Below are 15,479 nucleotides of genomic sequence, written 5' to 3'. Positions count from 1 at the left end.
CATGCGGATCTCCGTCCTCTTCCCGCACGCCCTCCGCGACCGGGCCGACCTCACCGCGCTGACGGCGCTCGCCTCGCTGGTGAGCGCCGGCGCGGCCGACCGGCTCTGGCTCGGGCAGTCCCTGGCGGTGGAGAGCCACCAGGCGCTGGCCTGGCTGGCCGGTACGGGGCAGCGGATCCCGGTCGGACTCTCGGTCACGCTGACCGCCCTGCGGCACCCCTTCGAAGCGGCCGCCCAGGCCCAGTCCTTGGCCGTGCTCACCGGACACCGGCCGGTGATCGGCTACGGCGCGGGTGAACCCTCGCTCGTCGGCGGCCTGTTGGGCGCCCCCTACGCCCGGCCGGCCGAGGCCGTGGCGGACTACGTCGGCGCCGTCCGCACGCTGTTGGACGGCCGGTCGGCCGGGCCGCCCGCACCGGGCCCCGGTTCCGCCGCGCCAGGGCTTCGGCTCCCGCACGGGGAGCACCCGCCGACGGTCGAGCTGGGCGCGGGCGTCCTGCGACCCGCCATGGCCCGCGCGGCCGGGCGGGTCGCGGACGTCGCGATCACCTGGATGACCCCGCCCCGCTACGTGGCCGAGGTCCTCGTCCCAGCCCTGGCCGAAGGCGCAGCGACGCCAGGCCGGGTGGCGGCCCCGCCGAGACCAGCGGCCCCGCCGCGAGTGGTGACCGTGGTGCACGCCGCCGTCGCCCGGCCGGGCCGCCACCCGATGGTGCTGGCCCAGCACGGCGCCGGCCGGCACCTCGGCGCGCCGCACTACGCCGACATGCTCCGCCGCGCGGGCCTGCACCTGGACACCCGCGACCCGGTGGCCGGCGCCCGCGAACTCGTCGAGTCCGGAGTCTTCCTCTACGGCTCGCCCGGCCAACTGGCGACCGAGCTCGCCGCCTACGGGACGGCCGGAGTCGACGAGGTGGTCCTGAACCCCGCCGGCGTGGTGCTGGCCCACGGGTGGGACGCCGCGCTGACGGACCTCACCGAACTCCTCACCCGTTCTTGAGGCCGTCGGCGAGGCGTGCCGCCGCGGCGCAGCGTGAGGGACGTGGGGGCGTAGCGGACGCGGTTCCGTCCGCCTTCCAGGTCGAATCCCGCCCGAACGCTCCCCGTCGAAGAGCCCCGGGGCGCAGGCTGGTTCCGTGACCGCGTCAGCACGGACGCGGCGCGAGCGGAAGGACGAACATGACGAGCACGCGCGGCCGCGTCGCCGCCCTGCTGGGCGCCGTCGCGGTGGTCGCCGGCACCACCCTGGCCACCCCCGCAGTCGGCTTCGCCGCCACGGCCGGACCGGCCCGCGTCGGCGGGATCACCGGCCAGGCGCCCTGCCCGGACGCACCCGAGTTCAGCTGCGGGACCCTCACCGTCCCGTTCGACCACAGCGGCGCCACCCCCGGCACCCTCGACCTTGAGGTGGCCGTCACCGGCAACACCACGGCGCCCAAGGGCGACCTGCTGTTCCTCACCGGCGGCCCCGGCCAGCCCGGCGTCCCGGCGATCAAGCGGATGGCGGGCAAGCTGGAGCCCGTCCTCAAGGACTACCACCTGGTGATGTACGACCAGCGCGGCACCGGCCGGGGCGCGCTCCAGTGCCCGGGCCTCCAGGAGGACATGGGCTCCTCCGACCTCGCCCTGCCGCGCAAGCAGTCGATCGCCGACTGCGCCGCCGCCCTCGGCCCCAACGCCCGCCACTACAGCACGGCGGACACCGTCGCCGACATCGACCTGCTGCGCCGCGCCCTCGGCGACCGGCGCCTCACCCTGGACGGCGTCTCGTACGGCAGCTTCGTCGCCGAGCGGTACGCGCTCGCCCACCCGGCGCACGTGGCCCGGCTGGTGCTCGACTCGGTGGTGCCGCAACAGGGTTTCGACCCCCTCGACCTGGCCGCGCTGCCCGCGAGCGCCCGGGTCCTGCGGGCCGCCTGCCAGGCCACCGGCTGCACCACCGACCCGGCCGCCGACCTCGCCGCCACGGTTCGGCGGTACGGCAACGGGGCGCAGATCCTGAGTGCGCTCACCGGCTACGAGTTCATCGACCCGAACTACGGCGGGGTCCCGGAGATCCTGCACGAGGCCGCCGCCGGGCAGCCCGCGAAGCTCCAGGACTTCTTCGACCTGGTCCGCCGGCAGGTCGACACGGCCTCGGCCGAGGAGCTCAGCCAGGGGCTGCACTCCGCCGCCCTGTGCGCCGACTCGCGCTTCCCGTGGGGCACCACCGATACCCCGGTCGCGGGCCGTGCGGCGGCGCTGGAGCGCACCCGGCAGCGGCTGACCGCCGAGCAGACCTGGCCGTACGACCCGGCGACCGCGACCGGGCTCGGCAGCCTCCTGGTCTGCCTCGACTGGCCGCGCGAGCAGGTCCCGTCGGCGCCGTCGGACCACCGCAAGCTGCCGGACGTGCCGGTGCTGCTGCTCGGCGGCGACCGGGACCTGTCCACGCCGTACGAAGTGCTCTACCAGCAGGCCGAGTTGGCGCACGACCCGCAGATCGTGATCGTGCCCGGGGCGGCGCACTCGGTGCAGAACCGGGCGGCGAACCCGGCCGGACGGCAGGCGGTGTACGACTTCCTGCTGAAGTAGCGGGAGCCGTCGGCGGGCCGTTCCGCACGGGGGACGGAACGGCCCGCCGCCGCGGCCCGTCCGGCCTGTTGCGCCGGCCCGCCTGTTGCGCCGGCCCGTCCGCCCTCATCCGCTGGGATGCCCGGCCCTCCTCCGCTGGGATGCCTTGTCCCCTTCCCCGTCCTCCCCTGAGGGGATGTCAACTACTGCGCCCGCGAACTAGCGTCGCCGGCATGACCAGAATCCGTCGTGCTGCCCTGGCCGCCGTGCTCACGCTCGTCCTGCCGCTGCCGATCATCGGAGCGGGTACGGCGTTCGCCGCGCCCGGGCCCTCCGCCACAGCCCCCTCCACGGCCCCCTCCGCAGCCTCGGACAGGTCCGGCGTCCAGCTGGAGCTGCCCCGCCCGACGGGTCCGCACGCGATCGGACGCGGCACCCTGCACCTCGTCGACCAGCACCGCCGGGATCCCTGGGTGCCGGCCGCGGGTGCCCGGGAACTGATGGTGTCGACGTACTACCCGGCCCGGCCCGGGACCGGCGGACCGGCCCCCTACATGACCACCGAGGAGGCCCGGCTGCTGCTTCAGCAGGCGGCTCAGGGCGGCGCCGTCCCGGCCGAAGCGCTCGGCGGCACCCGCACCTTCGCGCACGCCGACGCACGGCCGGAGCGCGGCAGGTTCCCCCTGCTGGTGCTCTCGCCCGGCCTCGGGCTGCCGCGCGCCACCCTCACCGGCCTCGCCGAGGACCTGGCCAGTCGCGGGTACGTCGTCGCGCTGGTCGACCACACCTACGAGTCCACCGGTGTGACCTTCCCCGACGGACGGACCCGCACCTGCGCCGTCTGCGACCAGACCCCCACCCTCGAGGCTCTGGAGGCGATAGCCCGGAGCCGGGCCACGGATCTCTCCTTCGTCGTCGATCAGTTGACCGACCGTCATTCACCGTGGCGATACGCCGGCATGATCGACCCGCGGCGGATCGGCATGGCCGGGCACTCCATCGGCGGTGACGCCGCCGCCGCGACCATGGCTGTCGACGACCGGGTACGAGCCGGGGTGAACATGGACGGAACCTTCCTCGCACCGGTCCCCGCCGCCGGCCTCCAGGGCCGCCCCTTCCTCATGTTCGGCACCCTGGCCAACCACAGCCCGGGCGGCGCGGACACCAGCTGGGACCGCGACTGGGCGCGCCTGGACGGCTGGAAGCGGTGGCTGACCATCGCCGGCTCCGACCACTCCAGCTTCACCGATCTGCCCGTCCTCGCCGCACAGCTGGGCGTGGCCGGCCCGGCCGTGCCGATCCCGGCGCAGCGCGCGGAGGAGATCACCCGCGCCTACGTCGGGGCCTTCTTCGACCTGCACCTGCGCGGCATCCCGCAGCCGCTGCTCGACGGCCCGTCACCGGCCGACCCGGAGGTCGCCTTCCAGCACCCCTGATCCCACCGTCTGATCCCGCCGTCGCCCCCGCGCACGCCCCCGCGCCCGCCCCCGCGCGGGGCAACGCGCGGGGCAACGCTCGCCCGGCCCGTCGCCGGGCGAGCCCGCAGGGCTGTTCAGGGCCTGCGGTCGTGGAAGGTGCGGCGCAGGTCGCCCACCCAGGCGTCGGGGTTCTCCCAGGGGATGAAGTGGCCGCCGTGGTCGTGGGCGTTGACGTTGACGTGGTTGAACCAGTCGGCCTGCGGGCCGGTCCTGAACGCCCGGACGCGTTCGTCGGCGGTGTGGATGCCGGGCGGGTTCTCGTACGTGACGAGGGTGAGGCCGACCGGGGCCTGTACGACCGGGGTGCGGTCGTGGGCGGGGGTCCAGGGGTAGCGGTTGGCGTTGGCGTAGTAACGCATCGACGTGGCGATGGAGTTGTTCACCCAGTAGATCGTGGCGTGGGTGAGCAGGTCGTCCTTGGTGAAGACGGATTCGACGTCTCCGCCGTTGTCGCTCCAGGCGTTCCAGCGCTCCAGTAGCCAGGCGAGCAGTCCGGCGGGCGAGTCGCTCAGCCCGTGGGCGAGGGTGGCGCCGTCGAGCGTGTGCACGGCGAGGTGGGACGCCGAGCGCTGGTCCAGCTCGATGGTGCGGGCGCGGACGTCGGCGGGCTGGTCGTCGGTGAGGGGCCGGTTCCGGGCGAAGTCCCAGGCGCGGGGTCCGGTGAAGAAGTCGAGCGGCAGCCCGGAGCCGATGTGGATGCCGTACAGCTCGTCGGCGTACTTGTGGCCGAGCTGGCTGGAGACGATCCCGCCGATGTCGCAGCCCCCGGCGGCGTACTTCCCGTATCCCAGGGTCTCGGTCATCAGGGTGTGCCAGAGGTCGGAGACCTTCCAGAAGTTGACGTCCGGAAAGCCGGTGAGCGGGCCGGGGAAGCCGAAGCCGGGCAGGGACGGCACGATGACGTCGAACGCGTCGGCGGGGTCGCCGCCGAACGCGGCCGGGTCGGCGAGCGGGTCGATCACCTTCGACCAGTGCCAGAATGTCCACGGCCAGCCGTGGGTGAGGATCAACGGGATCGGGCGGGGGCCGCGGCCGGGTTTGCGCAGGAAGTGCACCGGGACGCCGCCGACGCTCACCTGGTAGTGCTCGTGGGCGTTGATGGCGGCCTCGGCCTTGCGCCAGTCGTACCCGTCCTGCCAGTAGGCGACCAGTTCACGGAGGTAGCTGTCCGGGACGCCGTAGGACCAGTCCTCGTTCCCCTCGTCCAGCGGGGCACGGGTCAGTGTGAGACGGGTGCGCAGGTCGTCGAGGACCTCGTCGGGCACATGGATCGGGGTGGGCTGCAGGGGGAAGGCATGCGGGGCGGTCATGGCGTGGTCCCTTTCCGAGGCGGAGGAAACGGTGCCGCCGGCGTGTCGGGCATCAAGCAGTCCGGCGGATACGGCTACCCGCCCTGCCCGGCCACGGTGGCGAGTCCGTCGAGCAGCGTGGTGATGGTGGCGTCGGTCAACCGATAGCCGTCGGCAGTCTCGACGATCTGACCCGAGGCGATACGGGAGTTCCACCAGTCCTCGAGGAAGCCGGGGGCGTATCCGCCGGTGCGGAAGCCGTACTGCTCGGACTCGAGGCCGAAGGCGATCATGAGCTCGTAGTCCGGCAGCGCGTAGGAAGGCTCGTCCTGTGGAGGCGTCCTGAGGTACCGCTCGAAGGAGTCGACCCGGTTGAAGCTGCTGAACAGCCAGAACAGGTAGTCGTACATGAGCGTGGAGCGCGCGTCGGCGTGCAGGGCGAAGAACCCCTTGTCGTGCACGAGGGCCTCGGCGAGCGCCCGCATCCGCCGGTCCGCGTCGGGCAGAACGTCCGCGACCTCGCGGAAGGCGCGCAGCAGGACGGGGGAGAAGCTGCCGTCGCGCACCGCGGCCAGGTCGGCGAGCCGGTCCTGCTCCGAGGTGTCGTAGACGGACTCGTCGACCAGGCCCGTGACGAACGCCTCGAAGTTCTCCGCGACCAAGGTGATCGCGAAGTCGGCCTCCTGGCTGACGTGCACCACGGTCGGCTCGCCGTGCCTGCCGCACGCGCGGTAGTCGAGGGCGAGCATGTCGTGGCCGGCCGAGGGGGTGTCGGCGAAGTAGACACCGATGTCGGGGTACTCCCACCTGTCGATCCAGAACCGGCTGCCGAACTCGCCGCCGAGCGATCGCGGACGGGTCCGCCCGACGCCCCGGATTCCGGTGATCTCGATGTAGTCGTCGGCCCAGGACGTCGCTTCGGGCATGGGGAAGCAGGTCCGGGCCGGGGTGCCGCCGTTGTGCACGGTCATCAGCGCGACGTAGGAGTCGGGCAGACGGTATCCGCTGAGCTCCTCCTCCAACGACGCGACCAACTCCGGCGAGGGCGGGGCCTCCTCCACGTACTGCTCCAGCGCGTACGCCGAGTCGTCCCAGAACCCGGTGACGTCGAAGCCCTCGAAGTGTCCCACTGCGCCCTCCCGCACCTACTCGTCCGGCGATTGTACGTTCGATGCCCGGCCGACGGCGGCTTCGGAGAAGGGCAGAGTCAGGCGGCGCTGACGCATCGCCGTACTGAGCCGTACTGATGGGCGGCGAGGTGGTCGGCCCAACGAGACATCAACCCGGCTCCGGGCGAAGCAGGACACCGTGCAGACCCCGTGCCGGTCACGGCCGCTTCGCCCGCGAAGCCCGGACTCCTCGCCGTCCGCCGCAGCCTCCCGTCGGGCTGTGGAGCGGACGCCGGGTCGGGCCCGGCCCTGTGGGGTCGGCCCGGGGTGTCCTGTGATCAGGCGGCTGTGGCGAGGTTCTTCTCGAGCGCGGCGAGGTAGTTGCGCAGGTGGTGGTCCTTGATGCCGTCGGTCTCGGGGGCGAACATGTCCTGGCGGTAGCCCTTCGCCCGGTCCTTCAGCCCGGCGATGAGCGGCATGGTCTCGTGGAGCTTCCCGTCGGCGTCGAAGTAGCGGAGTGCGTTGACGTGGGTGAAGGCCGGCTCGGGCGGGAGCTGGGGGACGATGTCGTTGTTGTTGACGAAGCGGTAGCAGCGGTCCCTGAAAGCCGTGTTGTGGGCGGCGGCGAGAAGGCGTTCACAGGTGCGGGGCTGGCCGAAGGTGTAGACGCCGTCGGGGAGTTGGCGAGGCTCCTCGAAGTACCAGCAGGCGCCGGCCAGCATGGCGAGGGCGCCGCCGAGGCTGTGGCCGGTGAACCAGACGCTCTGCCCGTTGGTGCGCAGTCCCCGGATGGTGTCGCGGATCTCGGGGTAGACGGACCGCAGGGCCTGGTGGAAGCCGTAGTGGACGAAGCCCTTGTTCGCCGGTCCGGGAACGGGCGGGGTGCTGACGTCGGTGAGCCAGTCGTAGATCTTCAGGACCTCGGTGCCCCGGAAGCCGGTGACGATCATGCGGTCGCTGGCCATGGTGTAGGCCTGGGTGTCCTCGATCGGGAACGGCATCTGGTGCGTCGACTCGAAGTGCCGCACCTCGTCGAAGCCCCAGGCGTGGGCCTTGTCCTCGATGCCGGCCCGGTCCAGCACGGCCAGTCCGGCGGCCTGCGCCATCCAGTAGGCGTGGGGGAGGGAATAGCGGGTCGTCGAGTGGTCCAGGGCGGGGATGGCCATCGGTGTCCTCCGGGAAGCGGGCCAGCGGGTCGCCCAGCAACCTAGTGCCGTACGCGAACGGAGGGGAGCCGGAAGCGCTGAAGGCCACCCGTACGGGCGCAACCGCGGCGGAACCCGGATCCCGGCGGGCTGTGCGGGAACCGCCGCAGGACGCGGGATCCGCGGCGTTCGCAACACCGCCCATGGGCTCGACGGCCGTGGTCCCCGATGATCGGCGTGGCGTCGGCGAAGTCGAAGTGGCAGCGCTGCCAGCCGCGTTGAGGACTACCGCGATCTCGCGGAGCCGATGGTGTCGAGTTCGGCGACGGCGTCGGCGGGCAGGACGAGGTCGGCCGCGGCGGTGTTCTCGCGCAGGTGGGCGATGGAGGAGGTGCCGGGGATCAGGACGGTGGTTGCCGAGCGCTGCAACAGCCAGGCCAGTGCGACCTGTTGCGGGGAGGCGTCGAGACGGGCGGCGACATCGTTGAGCACCTGGGACTGGAACGGGCTGAAGCCGCCCAAGGGGAAGAACGAGGCGAAGGCGATGTTCTGGTCCGCGCAGCGGTCCACGAGTGAGTCGTCCTGCCGGTTGGCCAGGTTGTAGAGGTTCTGGACGGTGACGACCGGGGCGATGGCCTGCGCCTCGGTGAGCTGGGCGTCGGAGACGCCGCTGATGCCCAGGTGGCGGATCAGCCCCTGACGGCGCAGGTCGGCCAAGGCGCCGAACTGCTCGGCGATGGGCGCATCGGAGATGTTTTCCACCGAGTCCAGGCGCAGGTTGACGACGTCCAGGGCCTCCAGGCCGAGGTGCCGGAGGTTGTCGTGGACCTGGGCCTTGAGGTCCGCGGGCTCCTGCGAGGGGATCCAGTCGCCGGTCTCGTCGCGGCGGGCGCCGACCTTGGTGACGATGTGCAGTCCGGCCGGGTAGGGGTGCAGGGCTTCCTTGATGAGTTCGTTGACGACGAACGGCCCGTAGTAGTCGCTGGTGTCGATGTGGGTGATGCCCAGCTCGACGGCTTCGCGCAGGACCGCCAGGGCCTGGTCGCGGTCCCTGGGGGGACCGAAGACGCCGGGGCCGGCCAACTGCATGGCGCCGTAGCCCATCCGGCTGAGGGTGAGGTCGGGGGCCAGGGTGAGGGTGCCGCCGGGAGCGCTGGTGGTCACGTCGTGCCTTTCGTCGGCTTCGCTGAGGCCGGGGCCGACGAATCGGATGCTCGTGGACAGCCCGGCGTGACTCCTAACTCTGGGGGAGTGGGGATGGGGCGGGGCGGCACCCCGGTGTTCCTGGGCGTGGCAGGGACACCCCGGCTGATCGGCATCCTCGCCGAGTACAGCCCCGCAGGGGTGGACACGCCATGCCTGGCCTACTACACCCCGTTGATGCTCGGCGCCATCGACTTCGACAACCTTCAGAGATCACGGTGCCGGTGCCGGCACCGCTTCGCTGGCTGGGGCGATGGCTATCCGACGGTGTCCTGTCCGATCGCGCGGAGGACGTCGGCGAGCCAGACCAGGTGGTAGCCCACGATCCGGTCCGGGTCGGCGAGTAGGTGTTCAAGGTGGTGCCAGGACTCGGAGAGCTGCCCGATGGTGATCGTCTTCGGTTCGTTGGGGACGTCGTAGAGTTCGTCGCCGGGGACGGACCAGAAGTAGTCACGTTCGACGGCCACTGTGCTGCCGGCTGAGGCTTCGATGTGGTGCAGTGCCAGTTCGAAGGCGCGTCGGAGCTGATCGAGCGGGATCTGTAGAGGTTCGCTGTCCATGCGCTCATCTTTGTCGATCAGGGGCCGTGTCGGGTCCGGGCCCATGACGTCCGACCCTTGAGCGACGACGACGGAAGCTGCGGCCATCGGCCCCCAGGCTCACTCCTCGCCAACTGCCCCCAAGCGGGAGCGATGCAGGCCACGCCCTTCCGGGCGTGGCCTGCATCGTTCAGTCCGAGGCCCCGGGCCTGCTCTGCGGCTCAGCGCAGGCCGGTGAACAGGTCCTTCTCGGGCAGCGCCGCGCCGGTGGTGTCGAGGACCCGGACGAACGTCTCCACGCCCATCAGTTCGGTGAACCGCTCCCGGCCCATCTTCAGGAAGAAGATGTTCTCGCCCTGGCTGGCGTGCGCGAGCAGCGCGTCGTACTTCTGCCCGCCGAAGGCGGTGGCGTCCACCCAGGTGGTGATCTCCTCGTCGGGCAGCCCGATCGGGGGCAGCTCCACGGCCTCCCCGGTGGGCTCCGGGTTGTCCCCGTCAGCGCTGTCAGCCGCGTTGTCCCCGTCGGTGCCGAACTCGCGCATGAGCTCGCCGAAGCGCTGCATCATCGAGTGCGGCGCCGTCGTCCAGTACACCTTGGGCGTCAGGGCGGCCTGGGTGAGGGCGGCCATGGTGATGCGGTTGGCCTGGATGTGGTCGGGGTGGCCGTAGAAGCCGTTCTCGTCGTAGGTCACGACGACGTCGGGCCGGTAGCGGAGCATCAGGTCGGCGAGCCGGGCGGCGCCGTCGGCGACGGGGGTGCTCCAGAACGATCCAGGGGCGTCGTTGGCGGGCCAGCCCATCATCCCGGAGTCGCCGTAGCCGAGCAGTTCGAGGTGGTCGACCCCGAGGATCCGGCAGCTGGCTTCGAGTTCCTGGCGGCGCAGTTCGGCGATGGCGGCGGGGTCGTGGCCCTCCTCGCCCGGCTTGGCGCCGCCGGGGCCGTCGCCGCAGGCGCCGTCGGTACAGGTGACGAGGACGGTACGGATGCCCTCGGCGGCGTAGCGGGCGAGGACGCCGCCGGTCGAGGTGGCCTCGTCGTCGGGGTGGGCGTGGACTGCCATCAGCGTCAGGGGCCGGTCGGCCATGGGTGTCGTCCTCCGGTCGGTCGGTCGGGTGTTCGTCTCCCAGTCTGCGCCAGCGCCTCGGGCGGCTCGGGCCCGGGGGTGGTCGAGGCCGCCGGGCATCCCGGTGGGGGGCGGTGTGCTCGGCCTCCCGGCCGCCACGCGGGGCTTCCGGGCGTGGCCGCCGGCGGTCAGCCCCCGGCGCAGCCGCCGTTGCGGCAGTCGTGCCAGGGGCCCCAGGCACCGCCCGGGGCCTGCTCGGAGATCTCGGCGGACAATGAGGGGCCGTTCCACATGTGCGCGAGCACCGTCAGCCTCCCGTCGGCCGCCTCGGTGACGGAGGAGGGGGTGGCCACCGCCTCCGACAGCGGACCGGTGCCCAGGTTGGTCCAGGAGCCCCAGATGCCGGGGGTGCTCTGCTCGTTGACGTACAACTGCGGGCTGCTCGAACCCTGGTAGACCTCGAAGAAGGCCAGCGCGCCGTCCGCCCGCTGGAAGGCCACCGGCACCCCGAAGAACCTCGGCACCAGCCCCCCGGCGGGGCCGAAGGGCTCGGGCGCCGACCACGGCCCGTCCGGGCCCGCCTGGTGCATCCGTACCAGGACCGACGACTGGTACCCGATGGTGAACACCTCCAGGGCGCCGTCGGCGTCCGCGGCGGCGGTGAGCACCTGGTTCCGGTAGCTGAGGCTCATGCCGTTGACCTGGCTCCAGGCGCCGAACGGGCCACCGGAGGACGACTGCGTCTGGTACCAGATGGTCCCGCCGGTGCCGTCGGCGGTCGAGAAGACCGCGAACCGCGCCTGGGTGCCGTCGGGACGGGTGACCGTGGTGGACTGCCCCTCGGTGCCCGGGGGCGTGGTGGTGTCCCGGGGCCGGTCCGCCGTCGACGACACGGTCGCCGGTGCCTGTACGGAGGTCGGGGCCTGGGCCTGGGCGGATGGCGCGAGGAGGCCGACTGCGCCGATGAGTGCGGCGCAGACGGTCGCCGCCGCCGTGCATCGCCGTGCGCTCTTGGGCATGGCTGGTCCCTGCCTTCCGATCGGTCTGCGGGGCCCGGCCGGGCAGTGGCGCGGGCCGTCGGCCATCCTGCCCACCGGGGCGGCCGGTACGGGCGCCTACGCCCGGAAATGGCCGGAACACACGGGCGGGCCGCCGGGCCTGCGCGAGGCGGCCCGCAGCTCCTGGTGACGGCGCGCTGCAGCAGGGACCGACCTGAACGGCCGTCAGGAGAGCGGGATCGGATCCCGCCAGATGTCCAGCGGAACGGCGCGGACCGCGCGTCCGTCCCCGTCGAGGATCCGGCCCATCCGCTTCACGGTGCGCAGCGACACGCGGCGCTCGGCCACCCGCAGGTCGGGGAACCTGCGGGCGAGAGCGGTTTCCAGCCGCTGGACGTCGGCGAGGGAGCGCTGCCAGACGGAGAGCAGGAGGTTGTGCGGGCCGGTGACGGACACGCACAGCCGGACCTCGGGGAGTCTGGCGAGCTGGGGGCCGACCTCGTCGAGCCGCTCCGGGGGGAGGTCGGCCCGGAAGGTCGCCAGGACCGGCCGGCCGGCGTCGCGGGCGGCGATCTCGCAGCGGAAGCGGATCGCGTCGGAGGCGGCCAGCCGGTCGAGGCGCCGGCGCAGCGTGGACGGGCTGAGCCCGGTGGCAGCGGCCAGCTCGGCTTGGCCGAGGCGGCCGTCGACACCCAGTCTGATGAGCAACTCCCGGTCTTCTTCCCGGACTTCGGCTCGTACGCCGGACGGCGTCCCGTAGCCCGCCAGGTGATCGTCGTGCAGTTCCACGCGCTGGGCCTGGTCCAGCGAGTCCAGTCGCCAGCGGATCCCCTCGGCGTAGAAGCCGGTCGCCAGGTGGACGCGGACGGCGTTGACCCCGGGGAGTGGGCCGAGCCGTTCGGCGGTGTACCGGGAGACCGTCGCCAGGTCGGTGAAGGCCACGGTGACGACGAGGTCGCAGCCCTGGGCGACGTGTTCGATGCTCATCACGTGCGGGTCCTCGGCCAGTTCGTCGGCGATCTGCCGGAGCCGGCCGGGAGCGCAGTCGAGGTCGAGGTAGGCGACGCACCCGCGGTCCTCGGGGTGCGGCAGACCGTAGGCGGTCACCCAGGCGATCCCGGCCTGCGAGAGTCGGCGCCAGCGGCGGGCGGCGGTGACCGGGCTGATCCCGAGGGTCTGGCCGAGCAGCGACCAGGGTGCGCGGGGCCGCAACTGCAGCGCGTTCACCAGGGCGAGGTCCAGCTCGTCCACCGTCACCTCGGCGCCGGTCGTCGCGGTGCCGGTCACCTCGGTGCCGGTCGTCGCGGTGTCGGGCATCTCGGAGCCGGTCACCGTCGGCTGCCGGTGGATTCGTGCATCGAAGGGCCTCCTGGTGGCGTGATCCTGCGAAATCGCGGGCAAATCCCGCCGCGAGATCCAGAATCACGGAACAAGATCGCTCTGCACAAGTTCCCGCCACGCGCGGGATCGACGGAGGTGCCCGTGTCCCTGCACGACGACGCTCTCGCTCTGGCCCCGGACCTGGTCCGGCTGCGCCACGACCTGCACCGGTTCCCCGAGTTGGGCCTGGCCCTGCCGCGCACCCAGGAGCGGGTGCTGCGGGCCCTGGACGGCCTGCCGCTGGAGGTGAGCCAGGGCTCGGCGCTGAGTTCGGTCACCGCGGTGCTGCGCGGCGGCCGACCGGGGCCGGCGGTGCTGCTGCGCGGGGACATGGACGGCCTGCCGGTCGCCGAGAAGGCCCCGCTGCCGTTCGCCGCCGACAACGGGGCCATGCACGCCTGCGGACACGATCTGCACACCACCATGCTCGCGGGTGCCGCACACCTGCTGGCCGCACGGCGGGAACAGCTCCACGGCGACGTGGTCTTCATGTTCCAGCCGGGCGAGGAGGGGTGGGACGGGGCCGGGGCCATGCTGGCCGAGGGCGTGCTCGACGCGGCAGGAAGGCGCCCGGTCGCCGCCTACGCCCTGCACGTGTCGTCGGCCATGCGGCACGGGGAGTTCGGCTCCCGGCGCGGGCCGATCATGGCCGCTTCCGCTGCGCTGAACGTCACCGTCCACGGTGCGGGCGGCCACGGTTCGGTGCCGCACCGGGCCAAGGACCCCATCCCGGCGGCCTGCGAGATGGTCACCGCCCTGCAGACCATGGTGACCCGCCGCTTCGACGTGTTCGATCCGGTGGTGGTCACCGTCGGGCTGATCCAGGCCGGCACCCAGCGCAACATCATCCCCGAGACCGCCTACTTCGAGGCGACCGTGCGCACCTTCTCCGCCGCGGCGCAGTCCAAGGTCGCCGACACCACGGTGGAGCTGGTCAGGGCCATCGCGGCCGCCCACGGCCTGCGGGCCGAGGTCGAGTTCCTTCCCCAGTACCCGGTGACCGTGACCGACGGGGCCGAGACCGACTTCCTGGCGGACACCGTCCGGGAGGTCTTCGGCGAGGAGCGCTTCCAGCCGATGCCGAACCCGATGACCGGGTCGGAGGACTTCTCCCGGGTCCTGGACGCCGTGCCGGGATCGCTCGTGTGGCTCGGCGCCGCCCCGAAGGGGACCGACCCCGACGACCTGCCGGTCAACCACTCGCCCTACGCGGAGTTCGACGACGCGGTGCTCCCCGACGGGGCCGCGCTCTACGCCGAACTCGCCACCCGCCGTCTCGCGGCCTGAGCCCGGCCGAACCCGTAGCACGCAACCCTGCTGAACCCGCAACCCGTAACCCGTAACCCGTACACCGAGGAAGAAACGATCAACCACATGACCGAACCGCGCGACGTGGTCGAGCAGCAGCTCGCCGCCTACAACAGCCACGACATCGACGCCTTCGTCGCCACCTACGCCGAGGACATCACGATCCACCGGGCCGACGGCACCCGACTCCATGGCCGGCAGGCTCTGCGCGACAGGTACGCCGGACAGTTCGCCAAGGGCCGCTGCCGGGCGGAGATCGTGGGGCGGCTCAGCGAAGGCGACTGGGTGGTCGACCACGAAGTCGCCCACGGCCTGGCCGACGAGCCGGTCCGCGTCCTGGTGGCCTACCGGGTGCGCGAAGGCCTCATCGACCGCGTCGACTTCCTGAGCTGAACCAGCGCAACAGCGCAGGCCCGTACGGCGGCCGTCGCCGCCGTCGTACGGCCGGCCCGCGCCCCTCCGGTGAACGGCCGTCAGAGACCGGGGACGGCGTCCTTCGCAACGGTGTGCCAGTTGGTGACGATCGGCTTGTCGACCGGCGTGGTGCCGACGGCGATGCTGGCCGGGTTGGGGTCGGCGTTGCCGATGCCCACGATGACGTCGGTGAACTGGATTGCCTGGTTGGTGTTGGTGGTCTTCGTCATGATGCCCGCGTACGCGACCTTGGCGCCACTCAGGGTGATCGGTTCACCGGTGGCCTGCTCGGCGTTGGCGGCCTCGATGCCGCGCGAGCCGAACGCGATGGTGGGGTGGGTCGCGGGGAGCGTGCAGGTGATGCCCGGCTTGGCCTTGGCCGTGATCAGGAGGTAGCCGCCGGCCTGGGATTCGGACTTCGCGCTGAGTGCGAGGTCGTTGGCGCCGCAGGCCTGACCGTAGCCGGTCTTGTCGGCGGCAGGGGCGGAGGCCGCGTCGGGCGACTTCGGCGTGGAGGACGACTTCGGTGTGGAGGGCGCCGTGGGCGCGGCGGCGGCCTTCGTCGGCGAAGCCCCGGTGGGTGCGGTCGCGGCCCCGGTGGTCGCGGCGGCGGTGGCCGCGGGGCTGGCGGCGGTGGAGCCCGTGTCGCTGTTGTCCGGCCCGCAGGCCGTCGCGGTGGCGGCGAGCGCCGCGACGGCGGCGGCGGTGAGGGCGAGGCGGCGCGTGCGCATGAGGTCTCCCGATGTCGTTCGACCGGTGAGGTTCACCGGGTGTGATCACCGTAGGCGAGGGTCGTTCACAGGCAGGTGCGGGAAGTATCCCGATCCTGTCCCAGAAACCGATGGGCCTTGTCCGCCGGACAGTTGACGGCTCACCCGCGCAGGGCCCGTGCCATTTCCTCGCCCCGGCCCACCGGTTCGACCTCTCCTGGCAGTTCACCGGCCAGCCCTACGACGGCCACACCTACCAGGTCCGCGTACGAGCCGCCGCGGGCCGCCG

Annotated in this window: 14 protein-coding genes; 5 read left to right on the top strand and 9 right to left on the bottom strand. The window is 72.5% G+C overall.

Translation table 11 applies throughout. The features are described 5' to 3' along the window. Position 1 precedes the first annotated feature (1 nt). The 3 genes from ACFVX9_RS01525 to ACFVX9_RS01515 all read left to right on the top strand — a co-directional run bounded on the left by ACFVX9_RS01525 (position 2) and on the right by ACFVX9_RS01515 (position 3,989). The gene (locus ACFVX9_RS01525; RefSeq protein ID WP_387979869.1) at positions 2 to 1,000 is read left to right on the top strand and encodes an LLM class flavin-dependent oxidoreductase; all 999 of its coding nucleotides are present in this window, start codon (positions 2 to 4) and stop codon (positions 998 to 1,000) included. 179 nt (positions 1,001 to 1,179) lie between these two features. After that, a complete protein-coding gene (locus tag ACFVX9_RS01520) occupies positions 1,180 to 2,574 on the top strand; it encodes an alpha/beta fold hydrolase (protein ID WP_387979867.1) in 1,395 nt (464 codons plus the stop codon). A gap of 212 nt (positions 2,575 to 2,786) precedes the next feature. Further along, positions 2,787 to 3,989 carry an alpha/beta hydrolase family protein gene (locus tag ACFVX9_RS01515; protein WP_387979865.1) on the top strand — a complete coding sequence of 401 codons (1,203 nt, stop codon included), beginning with the start codon at positions 2,787 to 2,789 and terminating at the stop codon, positions 3,987 to 3,989. A 116-nt stretch (positions 3,990 to 4,105) separates the two neighbouring features. Here ACFVX9_RS01515 and ACFVX9_RS01510 read toward each other — a convergent pair whose 3' ends face one another. From ACFVX9_RS01510 to ACFVX9_RS01475, 8 genes are all read right to left on the bottom strand, one after another. Then, complete coding sequence (locus tag ACFVX9_RS01510; protein WP_387979863.1) at positions 4,106 to 5,341, bottom strand: epoxide hydrolase family protein; 1,236 nt, start codon at positions 5,339 to 5,341, stop codon at positions 4,106 to 4,108. 74 nt (positions 5,342 to 5,415) lie between these two features. Further along, positions 5,416 to 6,450, bottom strand: a complete 1,035-nt coding sequence (locus ACFVX9_RS01505; RefSeq protein ID WP_387979861.1) for an SMI1/KNR4 family protein — start codon at positions 6,448 to 6,450, stop codon at positions 5,416 to 5,418. Between the two features lie 317 nt (positions 6,451 to 6,767). Further along, positions 6,768 to 7,595: a lipase family protein gene (locus ACFVX9_RS01500; RefSeq protein ID WP_387979859.1), complete on the bottom strand. Its 828-nt coding sequence runs from the start codon at positions 7,593 to 7,595 to the stop codon at positions 6,768 to 6,770. 264 nt (positions 7,596 to 7,859) lie between these two features. Further along, complete coding sequence (locus ACFVX9_RS01495; RefSeq protein WP_387979857.1) at positions 7,860 to 8,738, bottom strand: oxidoreductase; 879 nt, start codon at positions 8,736 to 8,738, stop codon at positions 7,860 to 7,862. Between the two features lie 296 nt (positions 8,739 to 9,034). Next, positions 9,035 to 9,337 (bottom strand): hypothetical protein, encoded by a 303-nt coding sequence (locus ACFVX9_RS01490; protein ID WP_380484109.1) that lies wholly within the window; start codon positions 9,335 to 9,337, stop codon positions 9,035 to 9,037. A gap of 200 nt (positions 9,338 to 9,537) precedes the next feature. After that, a complete protein-coding gene (locus ACFVX9_RS01485) occupies positions 9,538 to 10,401 on the bottom strand; it encodes a PIG-L family deacetylase (RefSeq protein ID WP_387979855.1) in 864 nt (287 codons plus the stop codon). A 167-nt stretch (positions 10,402 to 10,568) separates the two neighbouring features. Then, positions 10,569 to 11,399, bottom strand: coding sequence for a hypothetical protein (locus ACFVX9_RS01480; RefSeq protein WP_387979853.1), 831 nt, complete (start codon positions 11,397 to 11,399; stop codon positions 10,569 to 10,571). Positions 11,400 to 11,603: 204 nt separating this feature from the next. Next, on the bottom strand, positions 11,604 to 12,710 hold the full coding sequence (locus ACFVX9_RS01475) for an Lrp/AsnC family transcriptional regulator (protein ID WP_380369429.1): 1,107 nt from the start codon (positions 12,708 to 12,710) through the stop codon (positions 11,604 to 11,606). A gap of 150 nt (positions 12,711 to 12,860) precedes the next feature. Here ACFVX9_RS01475 and ACFVX9_RS01470 point away from each other — a divergent pair, with 150 nt between their 5' ends. Continuing rightward, the gene (locus tag ACFVX9_RS01470; protein ID WP_380369427.1) at positions 12,861 to 14,045 is read left to right on the top strand and encodes a M20 family metallopeptidase; all 1,185 of its coding nucleotides are present in this window, start codon (positions 12,861 to 12,863) and stop codon (positions 14,043 to 14,045) included. An 87-nt stretch (positions 14,046 to 14,132) separates the two neighbouring features. Beyond that, positions 14,133 to 14,459, top strand: a complete 327-nt coding sequence (locus tag ACFVX9_RS01465) for a nuclear transport factor 2 family protein (RefSeq protein ID WP_380369424.1) — start codon at positions 14,133 to 14,135, stop codon at positions 14,457 to 14,459. 80 nt (positions 14,460 to 14,539) lie between these two features. On the opposite strand, the gene ACFVX9_RS01460 is transcribed toward ACFVX9_RS01465, so the two are convergent. Then, on the bottom strand, positions 14,540 to 15,211 hold the full coding sequence (locus ACFVX9_RS01460) for a hypothetical protein (RefSeq protein ID WP_380369421.1): 672 nt from the start codon (positions 15,209 to 15,211) through the stop codon (positions 14,540 to 14,542). Positions 15,212 to 15,479 lie beyond the last annotated feature (268 nt).

This window comes from Kitasatospora sp. NPDC058243, from assembly GCF_042882025.1.
Classification (GTDB): Bacteria; Actinomycetota; Actinomycetes; order Streptomycetales; family Streptomycetaceae; genus Kitasatospora.
The sequence above is the reverse complement of the archived record's forward strand: the minus strand, read 5'-3'. Positions and strand labels throughout refer to the sequence as shown.